The following is a 17,897-nucleotide window of genomic DNA, read 5'->3' on the forward strand; positions in this document are numbered from 1 at the left end:
CCCCACCCCCCCCCCCCCCCCCCCCCCCTTTGCCCCCTCCCTCTTCCCCCTCCTCCGTGGCTTCTTCCACAACCCTCCCCCCGCGGTGGGAGTGGCAAACCACGCCCCAGGAGCCGCTCGCCGTCCTGGGCGCGCAGGACCTCACAGAGCGCGCGCAGGGCGGCCTCCGCCTGGTCGATCTGCGCGTCGGTGATCCGGACGGACGGCTCGATCCGCAGGGTGGTCGCCGCGCTGACGGTCGGGAAGACCCGTAGCGCATGGGCGTTGAGGAGGTGGCCGGCGGCGGCGAAGCCGAGCACCCCGGCCCGGGAGAGTTCGCTCAGCACCGGTGACGGGGAGTCGCTCTGGTCGCGCAGTTCCAGGCCGAGCATCAGTCCGCGGCCGCGCACGTCCACCACGACGTCCTTGAAGTCGTCGCGCACACCGGACAGTTGCTCCAGGATGCGTTCTCCCCGCTCGGCGGCCCGCCGGTACAGGGCGCCGCCGTCCGCCTCCAGCAGGTCGAGAGTGCGGGCGGCGATCAGGGTGGAGAAGGCGTCCTTGGCGAAGGTGGAGCTGTGCAGCAGCTCGAACTCGGGCCGGTGACGCCGCTGGTGGACCAGCGTCACCGCGGCCTTGGCGAGGCCGCCGCCGAGGCTCTTGGCGAGCACGTAGTAGTCGCCGCGCAGCCCGATGGCCGAACTCGCCAGGAAGGTGCCGGTACGGCCCATGCCGCTCTGCACCTCGTCCACCACGATCGGGCAGTCCGCCTCGGCGCAGATCCGCTGCACCTCGCGCGCGTACCCGGCGGTGAGCGGCCGGATCCCGCCCTCGCCCTGGACCGGCTCCAGCAACAGCGCGCACAGCCTGGGCAGTTGGTACTCGACGACGTCCACGGCGCCATCGGAGACGGCGAGGCCGAGCAGCGCCCGGCGCTCCTCGGCGATCGCCTCGGCCAGCGCCTCCGGGTCCTCGGCGGGGACGAAGCGGCACGGGGCGGCCAGGGCCCGGAACGGCTCCCGGACGGCCGGGTTGTGGGTCAGCTGGACGCTGCCGACCAGCTTGCCGTGGAAGCCCCCGGCCAGCGCGAGCAGCACCGGCGGCTCCTCGCCGCAGGCCCGGTTGGCGGCGCTGACGGCGGTGGCCAGCGCGTCGAAGTCCCCGCCGCCCGCGAGCCGTTGGGCGGCCGCGCTGAGGGGCGCGCCGTCGCGGGCGGCCCGGCGGGCCCGCTCGATGCCCTCGCCGATCCGTTCGAGCAGCGAGGCCGCCTTCAGGCCGCGGTCCAGCTCGGCGTGCTTGACCGCGGCCTCCACCGCCTCGGCCCCGCTGTTGGCGAAGACGGCCAGGTAGCGGCCCGGGTCGCCGGTCTCCCGGCGGAGGATGTCGTTGAGCCGACGGGCGACGGTCTCGGCGTACGGGTGCAGCGAGAACTGCGCGTGCACCGGCACCTGGGCGGCCAGCAACTCCTGGGCGAGAGCCGTCACTTCGGGGTGGTTGTGGCCGAGGATCGTCGCGCCGAAGCCGCCGACGAGGTCGAGCACGGGGATCTCGCCGCCGTCGTCGCCGCGCCGGTAGAGGGTGTCGCCCTCGGCGCGGACGTACTCGACGGCCAGGCCCAGGGTTTCCAGCTGGGCGCGGAGGAAGGGTTCGGCCAGACCGGTGGTGTTCATCGCGGTGCCTCTCTGGGGTGCCGGTCAGAGCCGGGTGTCGATGAAGCGGAGCAGTTCGTCGTCGTCGGCGTCGGCCAGTTCGTCGGCCGTGACGGTGGCCGCGGCTGCGGCCCCCGAGGCGGCTCCCGGAGCGGCAGCGGCCGGTTCGAGCCGCTGGAGCAGGGCGCGCAGCCGGGCGGCGTGTTCCTCGCGGGCAGCCGCGTCCAGGGCGGCGAGGGCGTGCTCCAGGGTGTCCAGCGCGGCGGTGGCCGCCCGCTGCTCCTGGACGGAGCCCAGCAGGTGGCGCAGCTGCTCGGCGACGGCGGCCGGGTTCGGGTGGTCGTAGACCAGCGTCGCGGGGAGCTTGGCGCCGGTCAACCGGGCCAGCCGGTCGCGCAGTTCGAGCGCCATCAGGGAGTCGAAGCCGGCGTACTCGAAGGGTTCCTCGGCGGGGATCCGCTCGTCCGCCCCGAGCACCTCGGCGGCTTCGGCGCGGACCAGCTCCAGTAGGGCGCCGGGGTCGGTGGCGACCAGCCGTACCGGCTGCGGTTCGGCGCCGCCGGGCGCCGGGGCCGCCGGGTGCGGCGCGGCGAGCTCCCGCAGCAGCGCGGGAGCGGGTTGGTGGATCGCGGCGGTGTCCAGGGCCAGGGGCACCAGCACCGGACGGCCGTCGGCGAGGCCCGCGTCGAACAGCCGCAGCGCCTCGACGGGTTGGAGCGGCCGTACGCCGGTGCGGGCCAGCCGGGCGCGGTCCGCCCGGCCCAGGGCGGCCGTCATGCCGTCGGGGGCGTCCCAGGAGCCCCAGGCCAGCGATACGGCGGGCCGGCCGGCGGTCCGGCGGCGGGCCGCCAGGGCGTCCAGGAAGGCGTTGGCCGCCGCGTAGCCGGACTGGCCGGCCGTCCCGACGATTCCGGCGGCGGACGAGCAGAGCACCAGGGTCACGGGGAGGTCGCGGGTGGCCTGGTCCAGCCAGAGGGCGGCGTCCGCCTTCGGGCGCAGCACGGTGGCGAGCCGCTCGGGGGTCTGTGCGCCGACCAGGGCGTCGTCCAGGACTCCGGCGGTGTGCACGACCACGGTCAGCGGCGCCTCGGCCGGGACGCCCGCGACCAGCGCGCGCACCTGCTCGCGGTCGGCGGCGTCGCAGCGGACGGCCTCCGCATGGGCGCCCAACTCGGCCAGTTCGGCGCACAGTTCGGCGGCTCCGGGCGCCTCGGGGCCGCGCCGGGAGGCGAGCAGGAGCCGACGGATGCCGTGCCCGGTCACCAGGTGGCGGGCGATCTGCCGGCCCAGCAGTCCGGTGCCGCCGGTGATCAGCGCGGTACCGGCCGGGTCCAGCGCCGGGCCGTCCGAGCCGGGCGCGGCCGGGGCCAGCCGGGCCAAGCGGGGCACCCGGACGGCCGGGCCACGGAGGGCGAACTGCGGCTCGTCCGCCGCCAGCACCTCGCCCAGGGCCGCGCCGACGGCTCGGGCGCAGGCCTCGGGGGTCGCGTCGGCGGGCAGGTCGAGGTCGACGAGGAGGAGCCGGCCGGGGTACTCGGTCTGCGCCGAGCGCACCAGTCCGGCCACCGCCGCCTGGGCCGGGTCCACCGGCTCACCCTGCTGGGTCGCCACGCCGTGCCGGGTGGCCACGACCAGGCGGTGGTCCTCGTGGCGGGGCTCGGCCAGGAAGGCCTGGACGGCCGTCAGCACCCGGGCGGTCGAGCGCCGGGCGCGCTCGGCGTCGTCGGCGGCTTCGACGGCTGCGTCGGCGGTGGCCTCGGGCACCGGCAGGAGCAGTAGCCGGCCCGAGGACTCCGGCGCCGCCGCCAGGTCCGCGACCGGCGTGACGGGGACGGGCTCCGCGCCCCGCACGGGCAGGTCCCGCCAGGCGACCCGGAACAGTGCGCCACCGCCGACCGTCTGAACCTGGGCCTGGGCCTGGGCCTGCGGCGTCTCCGGCCAGTACCGCCGCCGCTGGAACGGGTAGGTCGGCAGGTCGACCCGGCGCGCGTCGGGCGGGAGCAGCGGCGTCCAGTCGACGGGCACGCCCCGGACGAACGCCTTCGCGAGCGCGCGGGCGAACCGGTCCCGCCCGCCGTCGCCGCGGCTGAGCGTCCCGCAGACCACGGCCGCCGGGCCCGCCCCGGTGTCGGCGAGGGTGGCCTCGATGGCCGTGCTCAGCACGGGGTGGGCGGCGATCTCGACGAAGGCCGTACAGCCCTCGCCGGCGAGGGCCCGTACCGCCGGTTCGAAGCGCACCGGGTGGCGCAGGTTGCGGTACCAGTAGTCCGGGCCGACCGGGCCGGTGATCCACCCGCCGTCGACCGTCGAGTACCAGGGCACTCCCGGGGCCGAGGCCGGTACCCCGGCCAGCAGGCGGAGCAGCTCCGGCTCCAGCTCCGCCACCTGTGCGGTGTGGGAGGCGTAGTCGACCGGGATCATCCGGACGTCGATGCCGCGGCCCGCCAGTTCGCCGTGGAAGGCGCTGAGCGCCGCGCTCTGCCCGCCGACCACGGTGCGCTCCGGCCCGTTCACGGCGGCGATCTCGACTCCCCGGCCGCAGGCGCGGATCCAGTCCCGGACCCGGCGTTCGGGCAGCGGTACGGAGAGCATCCCGCCGCTGCCCGCGAGCCGCTCGCCGATGGCCCGGCTGCGCAGGGCGACCGTCCGGGCGGCGTCCGCCAGGGTCAGGGCGCCCGCCACGCAGGCGGCGGCGATCTCGCCCTGGGAGTGGCCGAGCACGGCCGCCGGGCGGACGCCGTAGGACTCCCAGAGGGCGGCGAGCGAGACCATCACGGCGAAGGACACCGGCTGGGCGACGTCCACCCGGTCCAGCGGCGGGGCGTCGGGCGCGCCGTGGACGACGCCGGCGAGCGACCAGTCGACGTACCGGGCGAGGGCCTGCTCGCAGGCCGCCATCCGCTCGGCGAAGACCGGCTCGGCCTCCCACAACTCCCGCCCCATTCCGGCCCATTGGGTGCCCTGGCCAGGGAAGACGAAGACCACGTCCTGGTCCGCCCGGTCGGCCGGTACGGCCCCGGTGACCAGTCCGGGTGCCTCCCCGCCCGCCGCCAGGGCCCGCAGCGCCGCGCGCACGGCCGCCGGGTCCGCAGCCGCCACGACGGCCCGCCGTTCGAACAGGGACCGCCCGGCGGCCAGGGAGAGCGCAACGTCCTGCGGGCGGGCCCCGCCGTCCAGCAGTTCGGCCAGTCGCCCGGCCTGGGCCGCCAGCGCCTCCGGCGTCCGCCCGGACACCAGCAGCGGCACGAGCGGCGGCACCGGCGCCGACGACGGCGGCGACTCGGCGTGAAGGGTGCCCGCCTGCTGCGGAGGGGCCTGTTCCAGCACCACATGGGCGTTGGTCCCGCTGATCCCGAAGGAGGAGACCGCGGCCCGGCGCGGCCTCCCGCGCTCCGGCCAGCGGCTGGTCCCGGTCCGCAGCCGCACCGCGCCGCCGGACCAGTCGACCCGGCTGGTCGGCCGGTCGACGTGCAGGGTGCGCGGCAGCACCCCGTGCTGCAGCGCCAGCACCGTGGCGGCCACGCCGACGGCGCCGGCCGCCGCCTGGGTGTGGCCCAGGTTGGACTTCACCGAGCCGACCAGCAGCGGCTCGGTGCGCTCCGGCCCGTAGGCGGCGATGAGCGCCTGGGCCTCGATCGGGTCGCCCAGCACGGTGCCGGTGCCGTGCGCCTCCACCGCGTCGACCTCCTCCGGGCCGAGTCCGGCGTCGGCCAGGGCCCGGCGGATCACCCGCTGCTGGGCGGGGCCGTTGGGCGCGGTGAGGCCGTTGGAGGCGCCGTCCTGGTTGACGGCCGAGCCGCGCACCACCGCCAGCGGGTGGCGGCCGGCCCGGCGGGCGGCGGAGAGCCGTTCCAGGACGAGGACGGCCGCGCCCTCGGCCCAGCCGGTGCCGTCCGCGGCTTCGGCGAAGGGCTTGCACCGGCCGTCGGGGGCGATGGCGCGCTGGCGGGAGAACTCGACGAAGGCGTCCGCCGTCGCCATCACCGTCGCACCGCCGACCAGCGCCGTGCTGCACTCGCCGGCCCGCAGTGAGCGCACCGCCAGGTGCAGGGCCACCAGCGAGGAGGAGCAGGCGGTGTCCACCGCGACGGCCGGGCCGTGGGTGCCCAGGACGTACGCGACCCGGCCGGCCGCGATGCTGGTGGCGCCGCCGGTGACCCGGTAGCCGTCGGCCGCGCGGGAGACCGGGACGCGCTCGGTGTAGCCGTTGGCGAACACCCCGGTGAACACCCCGACGTCCTGGCCGCGCAGGGCGGTCGGGGCGATGCCCGCGTGCTCCAGCGCCTCCCAGCTGGTCTCCAGCAGCAGGCGCTGCTGGGGGTCCATCGCGGCGGCCTCGCGCGGGGAGATGCCGAAGAAGTCGGCGTCGAAGAGCGCGGCGTCGGCGAGGAAGCCGCCGTGCCGGGTGTCGGAGCGGCCGGGGGCCTCGGGGTCGGGGTCGCCGAGCGTGGCGAGGTCCCAGCCGCGGTCCTCGGGGAAGCGGGTGACGGCGTCCCGTTCCTCGGTGAGCAGCTGCCACAGCGCCTCGGGGGTGGCGATCCCGCCCGGCAGCCGGACGGCCATGCCGGTGATCACGACCGGGTCGTCCCCGGGGGCCTCGGGGGGCGCCGGGTCCTCCTCCGCCGGGGCGGTGTCACCGAGGCGGGCACGCAGCAGCTCGACCACGGCGGCCGGGGTCGGGTGGTCGAAGACCAGCGTCACGGGCAGCGTCAGGCCGGTGGCGGCGGACAGCTGGTCGCGCAGCAGGACGGCCTTGAGCGAGTCCATGCCGAGTTCGGCGAAGCTCGTGGTGGCGCCGTGGCGGCGGCCGGGCGGGAAGCCGAGCGCCGTCTCGGTGGCGGCGGCGACCAGGGCGGGCAGGCCGTCCCGGCCGGTCGGGCGAGGACCGATCGAGCGAGGACCGATCGAGCGAGGACCGGTCGAGCGAGGACCGGTCGGGTGCGGCGCCGCCGGCACGTCCTCGACCGTGGGCAGCAAGTCCCGCAGGGCCGCCTGGTCCGCCTTCCCGGCGCCGTTGCGCGGGATCTCCCCGACCAGGTGCAGCCGGACCGGAAGCTTGTGCGGCGCCAGCCGGTCGGCGGCGAACTCCCGTACCGCGTCCAGGGTCGGGGCGTCGCCGGGCTCGGCCACCGCCACCGCCACCACGGTCTCGCCCCACTCCGGGTGCGGCGCCCCGAGGACGGCGACCTCCCGCAGGCCGGGGCAGCCGGCCAGGGCGCGTTCGACCTCGGCCGGGTAGACCTTCTCGCCGTTCCGGATGATGACGTTCTTCAGCCGGTCGACCAGGTACAGGCAGCCGTCGGCGTCCAGCCGTCCGAGGTCGCCGCTGCGGAACCAGCCCTCGGCGTCCCGCAGGGTCTCCTCGCTGCGCCAGTAGCCGGGCGAGACGTGCTTGCCGCGCACCCACACCTCGCCCGGCCGGTCCGGCCCGGCGACGTCCGCGCCGGTTTCCGGGTCGACGATCCGCAGCTGGGTGAAGGGCATCGCCCGGCCCGCCGAGCCGGCCTTGGCGACGGTGAGTTCGGCGGGCAGGTAGCTGGCGAAGCAGGCGGTCTCGGTCAGCCCCCAGGCCTGCTGGAGCATCACCCCGCGCGCGGCGTAGTCGAGGACCAGCCCCGGCGGCACCGGCGCGCCGGCCACCACGGCGCCGCGCAGCGCGGAGAGGTCGGCGGCGGCGAAGCCGGGCTGGCGGGCGAGGAAGGCGTACATCGAGGGGACGGCGAAGAAGGTGTCGACCTTCAGCTCGACCAGGTCGCGCAGGGTGCGCTCGGGGTCGAAGCGCCGGCGCAGCACGGTGGTGCCGCCGTGGCCGAGGTTGCGCAGGGTGAAGCAGTTGAGCCCGCCGATGTGCGACAGCGGGGTGACCACCAGGTTGACGTCGTCCTCGCGGGTGGCCATCGCCGCGTCGATGTTGGCGGCGTTCCACCAGATGTTGCCGTGAGTGAGCCGCACGCCCTTGGGGCGGCCGGTGGTGCCGGAGGTGTACAGCAGGACGGCGAGGTCCTCGGCGTCCAGCGGCGCGGGTTGGCGCGGCGGCTGGGCGGCGGCGGCCAGGGCGGGGGCGAGCGGCGTCCAGTGCGGGCCGGGCGGTTCGGTGACCGGGGCGGCCGGGTCGTCGTCCACCAGCAGCAGCCGCGCGCCGTACTGCCGGTCGACCAGCGGCGCGTGGCCCGGCTCGGCCACCACCGTGTGGGCTTCGCAGTCCCGCAGCAGTTCGGCCACCTCGGCCGCGCCGAGCCGGTGGTTGACCGGGACGAAGACCGCGCTCAGCCAGCTGCAGGCGAGGTAGGTGACCAGCAGCGTCGGGCTGTTCAGCCCCAGGTAGGCGACCTGGCGGCGGGCCGTCACCCCGCCCTCGGCGAGCACCTCGGCGAGCCGCCCGGCCCGGTCCAGCAGCTCGGGGTAGCCGATGGCGGCTTCCTCGTAGTGCAGGGCCGGGCCCGCTCCGGGCCGGCGGGCCGCGCGGCGCAGTGCGTCGATCGGGGTGATCTCCAGATGCATGGTCGTCCTCCTGGTCGGGCGGGGCGCGGTCAGGCGGTGGGTGCGGGCGGGCCGATGGGTGCGGGCGCTCCAGTGGGGCCGGGTACCGCGCCGGCCGGGGGCGGCGGGAGCCAGCCGGTCCGGACGAAGAAGTCCACGTAGCGCCGGAACAGCGGCAGGTCGATCGGCGGGCAGGCGATGCCGGTGCCGGCCAGGGCCCGTTCGGCGGCGGAGACGTCCATCAGCGGGTGGACGGCCTCGTGGCCGGCGATCCGCTCGAACGGGTCGAGCAGCGGGGTGAGCGCGTTGCCCGGGTCGGCGCGCACCGCGCGCTGCCAGGCCGAGAGCTCCACCTCGGCCAGCGAGTAGCCCAACTCCCTGAGGTATCCGGTCAGTTCGCCGTACCCCTCGGTGCTGGTGTTCTGCAGGTGGAAGGTCCGGCCGGCGTTCCCGCGCTGCCCGGCGAGGGTGGTGATGGCCGCGCTGATGTAGTCGACGGGGGCCAGGTGGACGGCGCCCGCGGCCGCCAGCCCGGCCGGGACGGCCCCGGCCTGGACCAGCCCCTTGAGGCTCAGCCAGAAGAAGTCCCTGGTCTGGCACGCACCGTGGACCTGGTCGCCGCAGATCACGTCGGCCCGGTAGACCGTCACCGGCAGTCCGCGCTCCCGGGCGATCGCCACCACCTGCTCGGCCACCCACTTGCTCTGGGCGTAGCCGTTGGCCAGCGCCTGCGGCGGGCCGGTGGGGGCCGAGACGGCGCGCGGGCCGGGCGCCGGGGCCTGGGGCGTGAAGACGGCGGTGGAGGAGACGTGGTGCACCGGCACGGTGCGGTGCCGGGCGGCCAGCCGGAGCACCTCCCGGGTGCCGTCCACGTTGGCGGCCCGCAGTTCGGCGTACGGGCGCAGCCAGTTGACGGCGGCCCCGGCGTGGTGGACCACGTCGACGGTCCGGGCCAGCCGGTCGAACTCCAGCTCGGTCAGGCCGAGTCGGGGCTGCGCGAGGTCGCCGACCACGATCGCGAGCCGGTCCTGGTCGATCTCGTCCCACACCCGGTACCAGCGCAGCCGCTCGCGCAGTCGCTCGGTGGCCGCGGTGTGGTCGGCGGCGCGCACCAGGCAGTGCACGGTCGCCTTGGTGGAGCGCATCAGGTCGCGCAGCAGGAAGGCACCGAGGAAGCCGGTCGCGCCGGTCAGCAGCACCTCCCGGGGCTCGGCGGCCTCCTCGACCACCTCCGCGGCCGGGCGGACGTCCTCGTCCAGGCGGACGTCGGCGGCGAAGTCCCCGGCACCGGTGGCCGCCTCGGCCCCGGCGGGTTTCTCCGGCAGGGCGAGCTCCGACACCAGGTGGTCCGCCAGCGCGGCCGGGGTCGGGTGCGCGAACACCGCCCCGGGCGCCAGCCGCAGGCCGGTCAACGCGTCCAGCCGGTTGCGCAGTTGGACGGCGGCGAGGGAGTCGAAGCCCAGCGCGGGAAAGGCGTCCTCGGCGCCGACGGCCGCGGCGTCGGGGTGGCCGAGCACCCGGCCGGCCTCCCGGCGGACCAGCTCGACGGCCTCCGCCCGGCGCCGCTCCGGCGGCAGCGCGGCGATCGTCCGGGCGAGGGACTCCGCCGCCGCCTCGCCCGTCCCGGCGCGGGGCCGCGGCGGCAGCGGCGCGAGGCCGGTGAACACGGTCGGGAGGTCGGCGGGCCGGCGCCGCAGCACGGCGAGGTCCAGCGGGGCGCCCAGCACGGCGGCCCGCCGGCCGTCCAGCGCCGCGTCCAGCAGCGCCGGGCCGTCGGCCGCGGTGACCGGGCGCAGCCCGCTGCGGGCGATCCGCCGCAGGTCCGCCTCGCCCAGGTGTCCGGCCATGCCGCCCTCGCCCTGCCAGAGGCCCCAGGCGATCGCGGTCGCGGGCAGGCCGAGTCCGGCCCGGTGTTCGGCGAGGGCGTCCAGGAAGGTGTTGGCGGCGGCGTAGTTGGCCTGGCCCGGCCCGCCGACGATCCCGGCGACCGAGGAGAACAGCACGAAGGCGGACGGCCGGTGCGGGAGCGTCAGCTCGTGCAGGTGCCAGGCGGCGTCCACCTTGGGGCGCAGCACCGCGGCCAGCCGCTCGGGGCTCAGCGCGCCGAGCAGGCCGTCGTCCAGCACCCCGGCCGCGTGCAGGACGGCCGTCAGCGGCCGGTCGGCCGGGACGGTCGCCAGCAGTGCGGCGAGCGCGGCCCGGTCGGCGACGTCGCAGGCCGCCACGGTGGCCCGGGCGCCGAGCGCGGCGAGTTCGGCCACCAGGGCGGGCGCCCCGGGAGTCGCGAGCCCGCGCCGGCCGGTGAGCAGCAGCCGCGTCACGCCGTGGCGGCGCACCAGGTGACGGGCGAACACCGCGCCGAGGGCGCCGGTGCCGCCGGTGATCAGGACGGTGCCGCCGGTGGGCACGGCCCCGGCCCCGGCCCTGGGCGTGGTCCCGGTTTCGGCTCCGGTTCCGGTCTCGACACCGACACCGACACCGACACCGGTTCCGGTTCCGGCACCGGTTCCGGACGAGGCCCCCGGCACGGCCCGGGCCAGGCGCGGGACCAGTAGCCGGCCGGCCCGGATCGCCGCCTGGGGTTCGCCGGAGGCGAGCAGCGCGGGGAGGGCGGCGGCGGAGGCCGGGTCGTCGTCGAGGTCGACCAGGACGATCCGGTCGGGGGCCTCGGACTGGGCCGAGCGCAGCAGGCCCCATACGGTGGCGGCGGCCGGGTCGGTGACCCCGGCCACGGCGCCGCTGGTCGCGACGACCAGCGGTACGGTGGCGGTGCGTTCGTCCGCCAGCCAGGACTGGGCCAACTGGAGTGCTTTCAGGGCCAGTTGATGGGCCTGGGCCGGGACATCGCCGCCGGGCGCGGGCACCAGCGGTGCGAGCACGGCGTCGTACTCACCGATCGTGTCCAGTACCTCCGCGAGGTGCGCGACCCTGCGCGCCGAGGGCGCTACGGGCGCGCTGCCGTCGGTGAGCACCGCCCAGGTCACCGGTGGCACGGACGGCGGCGGGGTCACCGGGGTCCAGTCCAGCTGGAACAGCCCGTCCCGGGCCCGGGACCGTTCCTCCGCTGACGCCTGGTCCTGCTCGGTCGGCGGCCGCAGGGCCACGGCGGCCACCGAGGCGACCGGACGGCCGCCGGGGTCGGTCAGCCGCAGCGCCGTACCGTCCGGCCCGGGGGTGATCCGGGCCCGTACCCGAGTGGCGCCGGTGGCGTACAGCCGGACCCCGCGCCACTCGGCGGCGCGCCCGGGACCGGCGCAGCGCAGCACCGTGTCCAGCAGCTCCGGGGGCAGGCCCCAGTCCTCCGCCGGATCCTCGGTCAGGGCCACCTCGGCGAACAGCTCCCCGTCCGAACGCCAGAGCGCCGTCACTCCGTCGATCTCCGTGGGCACCGCTTCCGCGCCCGGCGGCGGCCACGCCTCACCGTCGGGGGCCGGCTCGGCGGAACCGCGGCTGAGCGCGCCCGCGGCGGTCGACGCCCAGGCCCCGCTCTCCCCCGCCCGGGTGTGGACCGCGAAGGCCCGCCGCCCGTCGCCGTCCGCCGGGGCGAGCACCAACTGCGCCTCCACCGCGCCGTGTCGGTCATGGACGATCAGTTCGTCGAGCACGCCGTACCCGGCCTCCTCCCCCGCCCGCAGGGCCAGTTCCACCAGTTCGGCCGGCGAGCCGCCGGGCAGGCGTCCGCCGAACACCAGCTCGCCGCGCCCGGCCAGCTCCGTCACACCGGTCAGCAGCGGGTGCCCGAGCGCCCGCCCACCGGGACCGGCCTCCTGGCGTGCGGTTCGGGAGGGCGTCAGCCAGTACCGCTGCCGTTCGAACGGGTACGTCGGCAGCTCGGCCGCCGCCCGCCGGGCCGGGCCGAGCACGGCCCGCCAGTCGACCGGCACCCCGGCCGCCCAGAGCGCGCCCAGCGCCCCGATCAGGCCGGGCGCCTCGGCCGTGCCCGCCCGTACGCTCGGGAGTGCCGTGACCGGCCGCTCGCCGCCGTCCAGGCAGGCCCCGATCAGCGGCGACAGCACCGCGTCCGGGCCCACCTCCAGGGCCACCCCGACCCCCTGGGCCGCCAGGGTGCGGACGGCGTCCAGGAAGCGGACCGGGCGGCGCAGTTGGGCGGTCCAGTGGTCCGGAGAGCACAGCTCCCCGGCGGTGGCGAGGTGCCCGGTCACCGTGGACACCAGTGGCAGCGTCGGCGCGGCCAGCCGGACACCCGCCACTGCCCGCCGGAACTCCGGGAGCATCGGGTCCAGCCCGGCCGAGTGCACCGCCCGGCTGATCGTCAGCCGGCGGGCCCGGCGGCCGCGGCGCTCGACCTCCGCGGCGACCTCGCCCACCGCCGCGGCGTCGCCGGACACCACCACCGAGGCCGGGCCGTTCACCGCCGCGAGCGACACCCGCCCGCCGTGCCGGGCCAGCAGCTCGACCGCCTCCGCCTCGGAGGCCTCCAGCGCCACCACCGCCGCGTCGGCGGGCAGTGCCTCGACCAGCCGGCCGCGGACGGCGAGCAGGGTCGCGGCGTCCGGCAGCGCCAGCACTCCGGCGACGTGGGCGGCGGCCAGTTCGCCGACCGAGTGCCCGGCCACCACGTCGGGCCGCACTCCGAAGGACTCCAGCAGCCGGAACAGCGCGACCTCGAAGGCGAACACCGCCGCCTGTGCGTACCCGAAGCGCTCCAGCGCTCCCCCGCCGGCCAGCACCTCGCCGAGCGGCGCCGGCAGGTGCGGGTCCAGCGCGGCGCAGACCTCGTCGAAGGCCGCCGCGAACGCCGGGTACGCCCGGTGGAGGCCGCGGCCCTGCTCCGGGCGCTGCGAACCGTGCCCGGGGAACACGAAGGCGAGGCGCCCCGGCCGTACGGGTTCCCCGTCCGGCTTCCCGTCCGGCTCCTCGGTGAGCGCGCGCAGAGCACGCAGGAGGGTGTCCCGGTCGGCGCCGACCAGGGCGGCCCGGTGCTTGAGCGCGGCGCGGCCGGTGGCGAGGGTCTCGGCCACGTCCCGGGGCGAGGCCTCGGGGCTCCGTTCCAGGTGGTCCAGCAGCCGGGCGGCCTGGGCGCGCAGGCCGCTCGCCGTCGCGGCGGACAGCAGCCACGGTACGGCGGGAAGCGGGGCCGCCTCGGGCGCCGGTTCGGCCTCGGGCGCCGGTTCGGCTTCGGGTGCCCGCTCGGCTTCGGGCGCCTGTTCCAGCAGCACATGGGCGTTGGTCCCGCTCACACCGAATCCCGACACCCCGGCACGGCGCGGCCGGTCCGCCGATGGCCAGGGCCGCCGCTCGGTGAGCAGCTCGACCCCGCCCGCCGACCAGTCGACCAGCGGCGTCGGCCCGTCCACGTGGAGCGTCGGGGGCAGCACGCCGTGCCGCAGGGCCTGCACCGTCTTGATCACCCCGCCGATCCCGGCGGCGGCCGTCGCGTGCCCGAGGTTGGACTTGACCGAGCCCAGCAGTAGCGGTCGTCCGGCCGGGCGGTCCGCTCCGTAGACGGCCTGCAGGGCCTGTGCCTCGATCGGGTCGCCGAGCCTGGTGCCGGTGCCGTGGCCCTCGACGGCGTCGACCTCGCCGGGGGTGAGTCCGGCGTCGGCCAGGGCGCTGCGGATCACCCGCTGCTGCGCGGTGCCGCTCGGCGCGGTCAGCCCGTTGGAGGCGCCGTCCTGGTTGACGGCCGTGCCGCGCACCACCGCGAGCACCCGGTGGCCGTGGCGGCGGGCGTCGGCGAGCCGCTCCAGCAGGACGAGCCCGGCGCCCTCGGCCCAGCCGGTGCCGTCCGCCGCCGCGGCGAAGGACTTGCAGCGGCCGTCCGGGGCCAGGCCGCGCTGCCGGGCGAAGTCCACGAAGCCGAGCGGCGAGGCCAGGACCGTCACCCCGCCCGCCAGGGCGAGCGTCGACTCGCCACCGCGCAGCGAGCGCACGGCCAGGTGCAGGGCCACCAACGAGGAGGAGCAGGCGGTGTCCACGGTGACGGCCGGGCCGTGGAAGCCGAAGGTGTACGCGATCCGGCCGGAGACGACGCTGCCCAGGCGCCCGGTCAGCAGGTAGCCCTCGTACTCGGCCGGGGTGTCCGGGCCGAGGTAGGACTGCTCGGTGGCGCCGGCGAACACCCCGACGTCGGTGCCGCGCAGGACGGTCGGGTCGATGCCCGCGTGCTCGAACACCTCCCAGGCGGTCTCCAGCAGGAGCCGCTGCTGCGGGTCCATGGCGGTGGCCTCGCGCGGGGAGATGCCGAAGAACCCGGCGTCGAAGCGGGTGGCGGTGTCCACGAAACCGCCCTCCCGGGCGTAGGACGTGCCGGGCACCTCCGGGTCGGGGTCGTAGAGGGCGTCGAGGTCCCAGCCGCGATCGGTGGGGAACGGTGTGACGGCGTCCCGGCCGTCCAGCACCAGCCGCCACAGGTCGTCGGGCGAGGCGACGCCGCCGGGGAGGCGGCAGGCCATGCCGACGATCGCGATCGGCTCGCCCGAGGGCGGGGTCGAGGGCGAGGGCAACTGCGGCTGAGCGGACTCCAGTTCGGCGATCCTGCGTCGTGCGTCGCGCAGGTCGGCGGTGACCCAGCGCAGGTAGTCGACGAGCTTCTCCTCGTCCGACATGGTGGCTTCCTCTCTCGGCGGGCGTGCTGTCAGCTCCGGAGCGACCGGCGCCGTCAGGTCCGGGCCCGGCCGAGCTCGTTGTCGATGAGGTCGAACAGCTCGTCCTTGGTGGCGGTCTCCAGCCGCCCGAAGCGGTCGAGGAGGTCCCGCAGGCGTTCGGTGACGGCGAGGACTTCCGCGCCGCCGGCCGGCAGGCCCGCCAAGGCCTCCTCCAGCCGGTCGACTTCGGCGAGCGCGGTCGGCCGGTCGGTACCGGTCGGCGGGTCCGCTGCGGTCATCAGGTCCAGCAGTAGGTCGGCCACGGCGTCCGGGGTGGGGTGGTTGAACAGCACGGTGACCGGAAGCTCCAGCCCGGCGAGCGTCGCCAGTCGGTTGCGCAGCTGGACGGCGGTGAGCGAATCGAAGCCGAACTCCCGGAAGGGGCGGCCGACTTCGATCGTCATCGGGTCGGCGATCCGCAGGACGGCCGCCGCCTCGGTGCGTACCGCGTCCAGCAGGTGGGCGCGCCGCTCCCCGGCGGGCAGGTCGGCGACGCGCCGGGCGAGCGCCCCCGCGTCCCCCGCCGCCGAAGCAGACGAAGCAGACGAAGCAGACGAAGCTGAGGAGGCCGACGAGGTCTCCGGGGCAGCGGCCGTGGTCGGCTCCAGCCAGTACCGCTCGCGCTGGAACGGGTACGTCGGCAGGTCGATGTGCCGGGTGCCGCTCTCCGCGAAGAAGGCGGACCAGTCGACGGCCGCCCCGGCCACGTACCGCCCGACCAACGCCCGGACGACGGCGTACGGCGCGTCCTCGCCGGGCGCGGCCTCGGCTCCCAGGACCAGTACGTCCTCCAGCCCCTCCGCGATCGGCCCCTCGCCCGCCAGTGCGCGCTCGGCCCAGCCCTCCGCGTCGGCCCACCGCTCGACGGGCTCCTCGCGACCGCTCGCGCCCGAGATCAGGGGCGATGTCGGCGCGGCGAAGGTCAGCGCCGCGAGCTCGCGCCGGAACTCCGCCCGGGCCGCCGGCTCGTCGCCCTGCCGCAGCAGGCGCTCGCGGGCCGCGAGCAGGGCCACCGCGTCCGGCGCCGAGAGCACCCCGGCGAGGTGGGCGGCTACCACTTCGCCGCTGCCCCGGCCTACCAGTGCCGCCGGGCTCAACCCCCAAGCGAGGTACAGCCGGTGGAGCGCCACCTGCGCCGCGAACCTGGCCGAGGCGGCCCCCGGCAGCACGGTGGCCTCCCCGCCCGCCTCCTCGCACGCCTCCTGGTACGCCTCCTGGTACGCCGTCGCGAACGCCGGGAAGGCAGACCGGAGTTCGGCCACCGCACCCGGAGCTGGCCCGTCCCCGTCCGGGCACAGGAAGACCGTCCGCGCCTGCCGCTCCGTACGACGGGCCTCGCCCGCAGCGAGGTCTCCGGCCAACTCGCCCAGTGCTTCGACGAGTTCGGCAGCCGTCCGGCCGACCACCGCCGCCCGGTACGGCAGCGCCGCCCGGCCGACGGCCAGCGTCCGGGCGACGTCCCGGTGATCCGGAGCCGGGCCCGGCCCGCCGACCAGCGCCAGCAGATCGCGCGCCCGCTCCGCCAGCGCCCGGGCGGAGCGCGCCGAGAGCACCCACGGCACCACCGGCGGCGAGGCCGGCACTGCCGAGGAGTCGACCGGCTCCTCCGGCGGGGCCTCCTCCAGGATCACGTGCGCGTTCGTGCCCCCGAGCCCGAAGGAGGACACCGCCGCCCGGCGCGGACGGTCGACCGTCGGCCAGTCGCGGGCCTCGGTGAGCAGGGCGAGCGCCCCCGACTCCCAGTCCACGTGCGGGGAGGGCTGTTCGGCGTGCAGCGTCGCGGGCAGCCGGCCGCGCCGCAGCGCCTCCACCGTCTTGATCACCCCGCCCACCCCGGCGGCGGCCTGGGCGTGCCCGAGGTTGGACTTCAGCGAGGCCAGCCAGACCGGCCGCTGCGCCGGGCGCTGCCCGTAGGTGCGCAGCAGTGCCCGGGCCTCGATCGGGTCGCCGAGCGCCGTCCCGGTGCCGTGGGCCTCGACGGCGTCGATGTCCTCGGTGGTCAGCCGGGCGTCCGCGAGGGCGGCGCGGATCACCCGTTCCTGGGCGGGGCCGTTGGGCGCGGTGAGGCCGTTGGAGGCGCCGTCCTGGTTGACGGCCGAGCCCCGGACGACGGCGAGCACCCGCCGGCCGTCCCGGCGGGCGTCGGACAGCCGGGCGAGCATCAGCAGCCCGGCGCCCTCACCCCAGCCGACGCCGTCGGCGCTCGCCGAGAAGGCCTTGCAGCGGCCGTCCGGGGCCAGGGCGCGCTGGCGGGAGAAGCCGAGGAAGGCGGCGGTGGTGGCCATCACCGTGACGCCGCCGGCCAGGGCGAGGTCGCACTCGCCGCGGCGCAGCGCCGCGCAGGCGAGGTGGAGGGCGACGAGTGAGGAGGAGCAGGCGGTGTCGACGCTGACGGCGGGGCCCTCCAGGCCGAAGGCGTAGGCGAGTCGGCCGGAGAGGACGCCGGGGGCGCTGCCGCTGAACAGGTAGCCCTCGAAGTCTTCCCGGGGCAGGTGGGGCCGGCTGCCGTAGTCGTTGTACATCACTCCGGCGAACACCCCGGTTCGGCTGCCGCGCAGGGTTTCGGGCGCGATCCCGGCGCGTTCGCAGGCCTCCCAGGCGATTTCCAGCAGGATGCGCTGCTGGGGGTCGGTGCCGAGGGCCTCCCTCGGGGACATCCCGAAGAATTCGGCGTCGAATCGATCGGCGTCGTACAGGAATCCGCCTTGTTCGACGTAGCTCGTGCCGACGGTGTCGGGGTCGGGGTGGAACAGGGAATCGAGGGGCCAGCCCCTGTTCGTCGGGAATCCGGAAACGGCGTCGACGCCCTCGGCGACCAGTTTCCAGAGCAGTTCGGGCGAGTCGGCGCCGCCGGGGTAGCGGCAGGCGGTGCCGATGATCGCGATCGGTTCGCACTGCCGCTCCTCCAGGGCCCGCAGCCGCTCCCGGGTGTCGACGGCGTCGGCGACCACGCGCTTGAGGTACTGGCGCAGGGTGTCATTGTCGGCCACGTGGGTCTCCGGTCCTGGGGCGGGCGGGCAGGGGCGGCGTGGGTCGGACGATCGCGCACGCACCCTAGCCGGGTAGCTGATCTCTATCAGATCTGACCCGCCGTCAACATTTCGAGCAGGAAAGTATGCAGAGCATGCAATCGGCCCGGCCTTTCCGAGGTAACGTCAAAATGCCTGTTCCATCGGCCAGT

Annotated in this window: 3 protein-coding genes and 1 pseudogene; all 4 read right to left on the bottom strand. The window is 76.8% G+C overall.

Translation table 11 applies throughout. The features are described 5' to 3' along the window. A partial coding sequence (locus tag ACZ47G_RS10480; RefSeq protein WP_465741030.1) for an aspartate aminotransferase family protein occupies positions 1-1,649 on the bottom strand: 1,649 nt, incomplete at its 3' end. Between the two features lie 24 nt (positions 1,650-1,673). Further along, positions 1,674-8,129, bottom strand: a complete 6,456-nt coding sequence (locus ACZ47G_RS10485; protein WP_465741031.1) for an SDR family NAD(P)-dependent oxidoreductase — start codon at positions 8,127-8,129, stop codon at positions 1,674-1,676. A 29-nt stretch (positions 8,130-8,158) separates the two neighbouring features. Next, positions 8,159-14,677 (bottom strand): thioester reductase domain-containing protein, encoded by a 6,519-nt coding sequence (locus ACZ47G_RS10490; protein ID WP_465741032.1) that lies wholly within the window; start codon positions 14,675-14,677, stop codon positions 8,159-8,161. 299 nt (positions 14,678-14,976) lie between these two features. Beyond that, positions 14,977-17,700 (bottom strand): annotated as a pseudogene (locus tag ACZ47G_RS10495) (type I polyketide synthase); the annotation flags it as partial. Positions 17,701-17,897 lie beyond the last annotated feature (197 nt).

The sequence above is a fragment of the Kitasatospora sp. NPDC030952 genome (assembly GCF_055571335.1).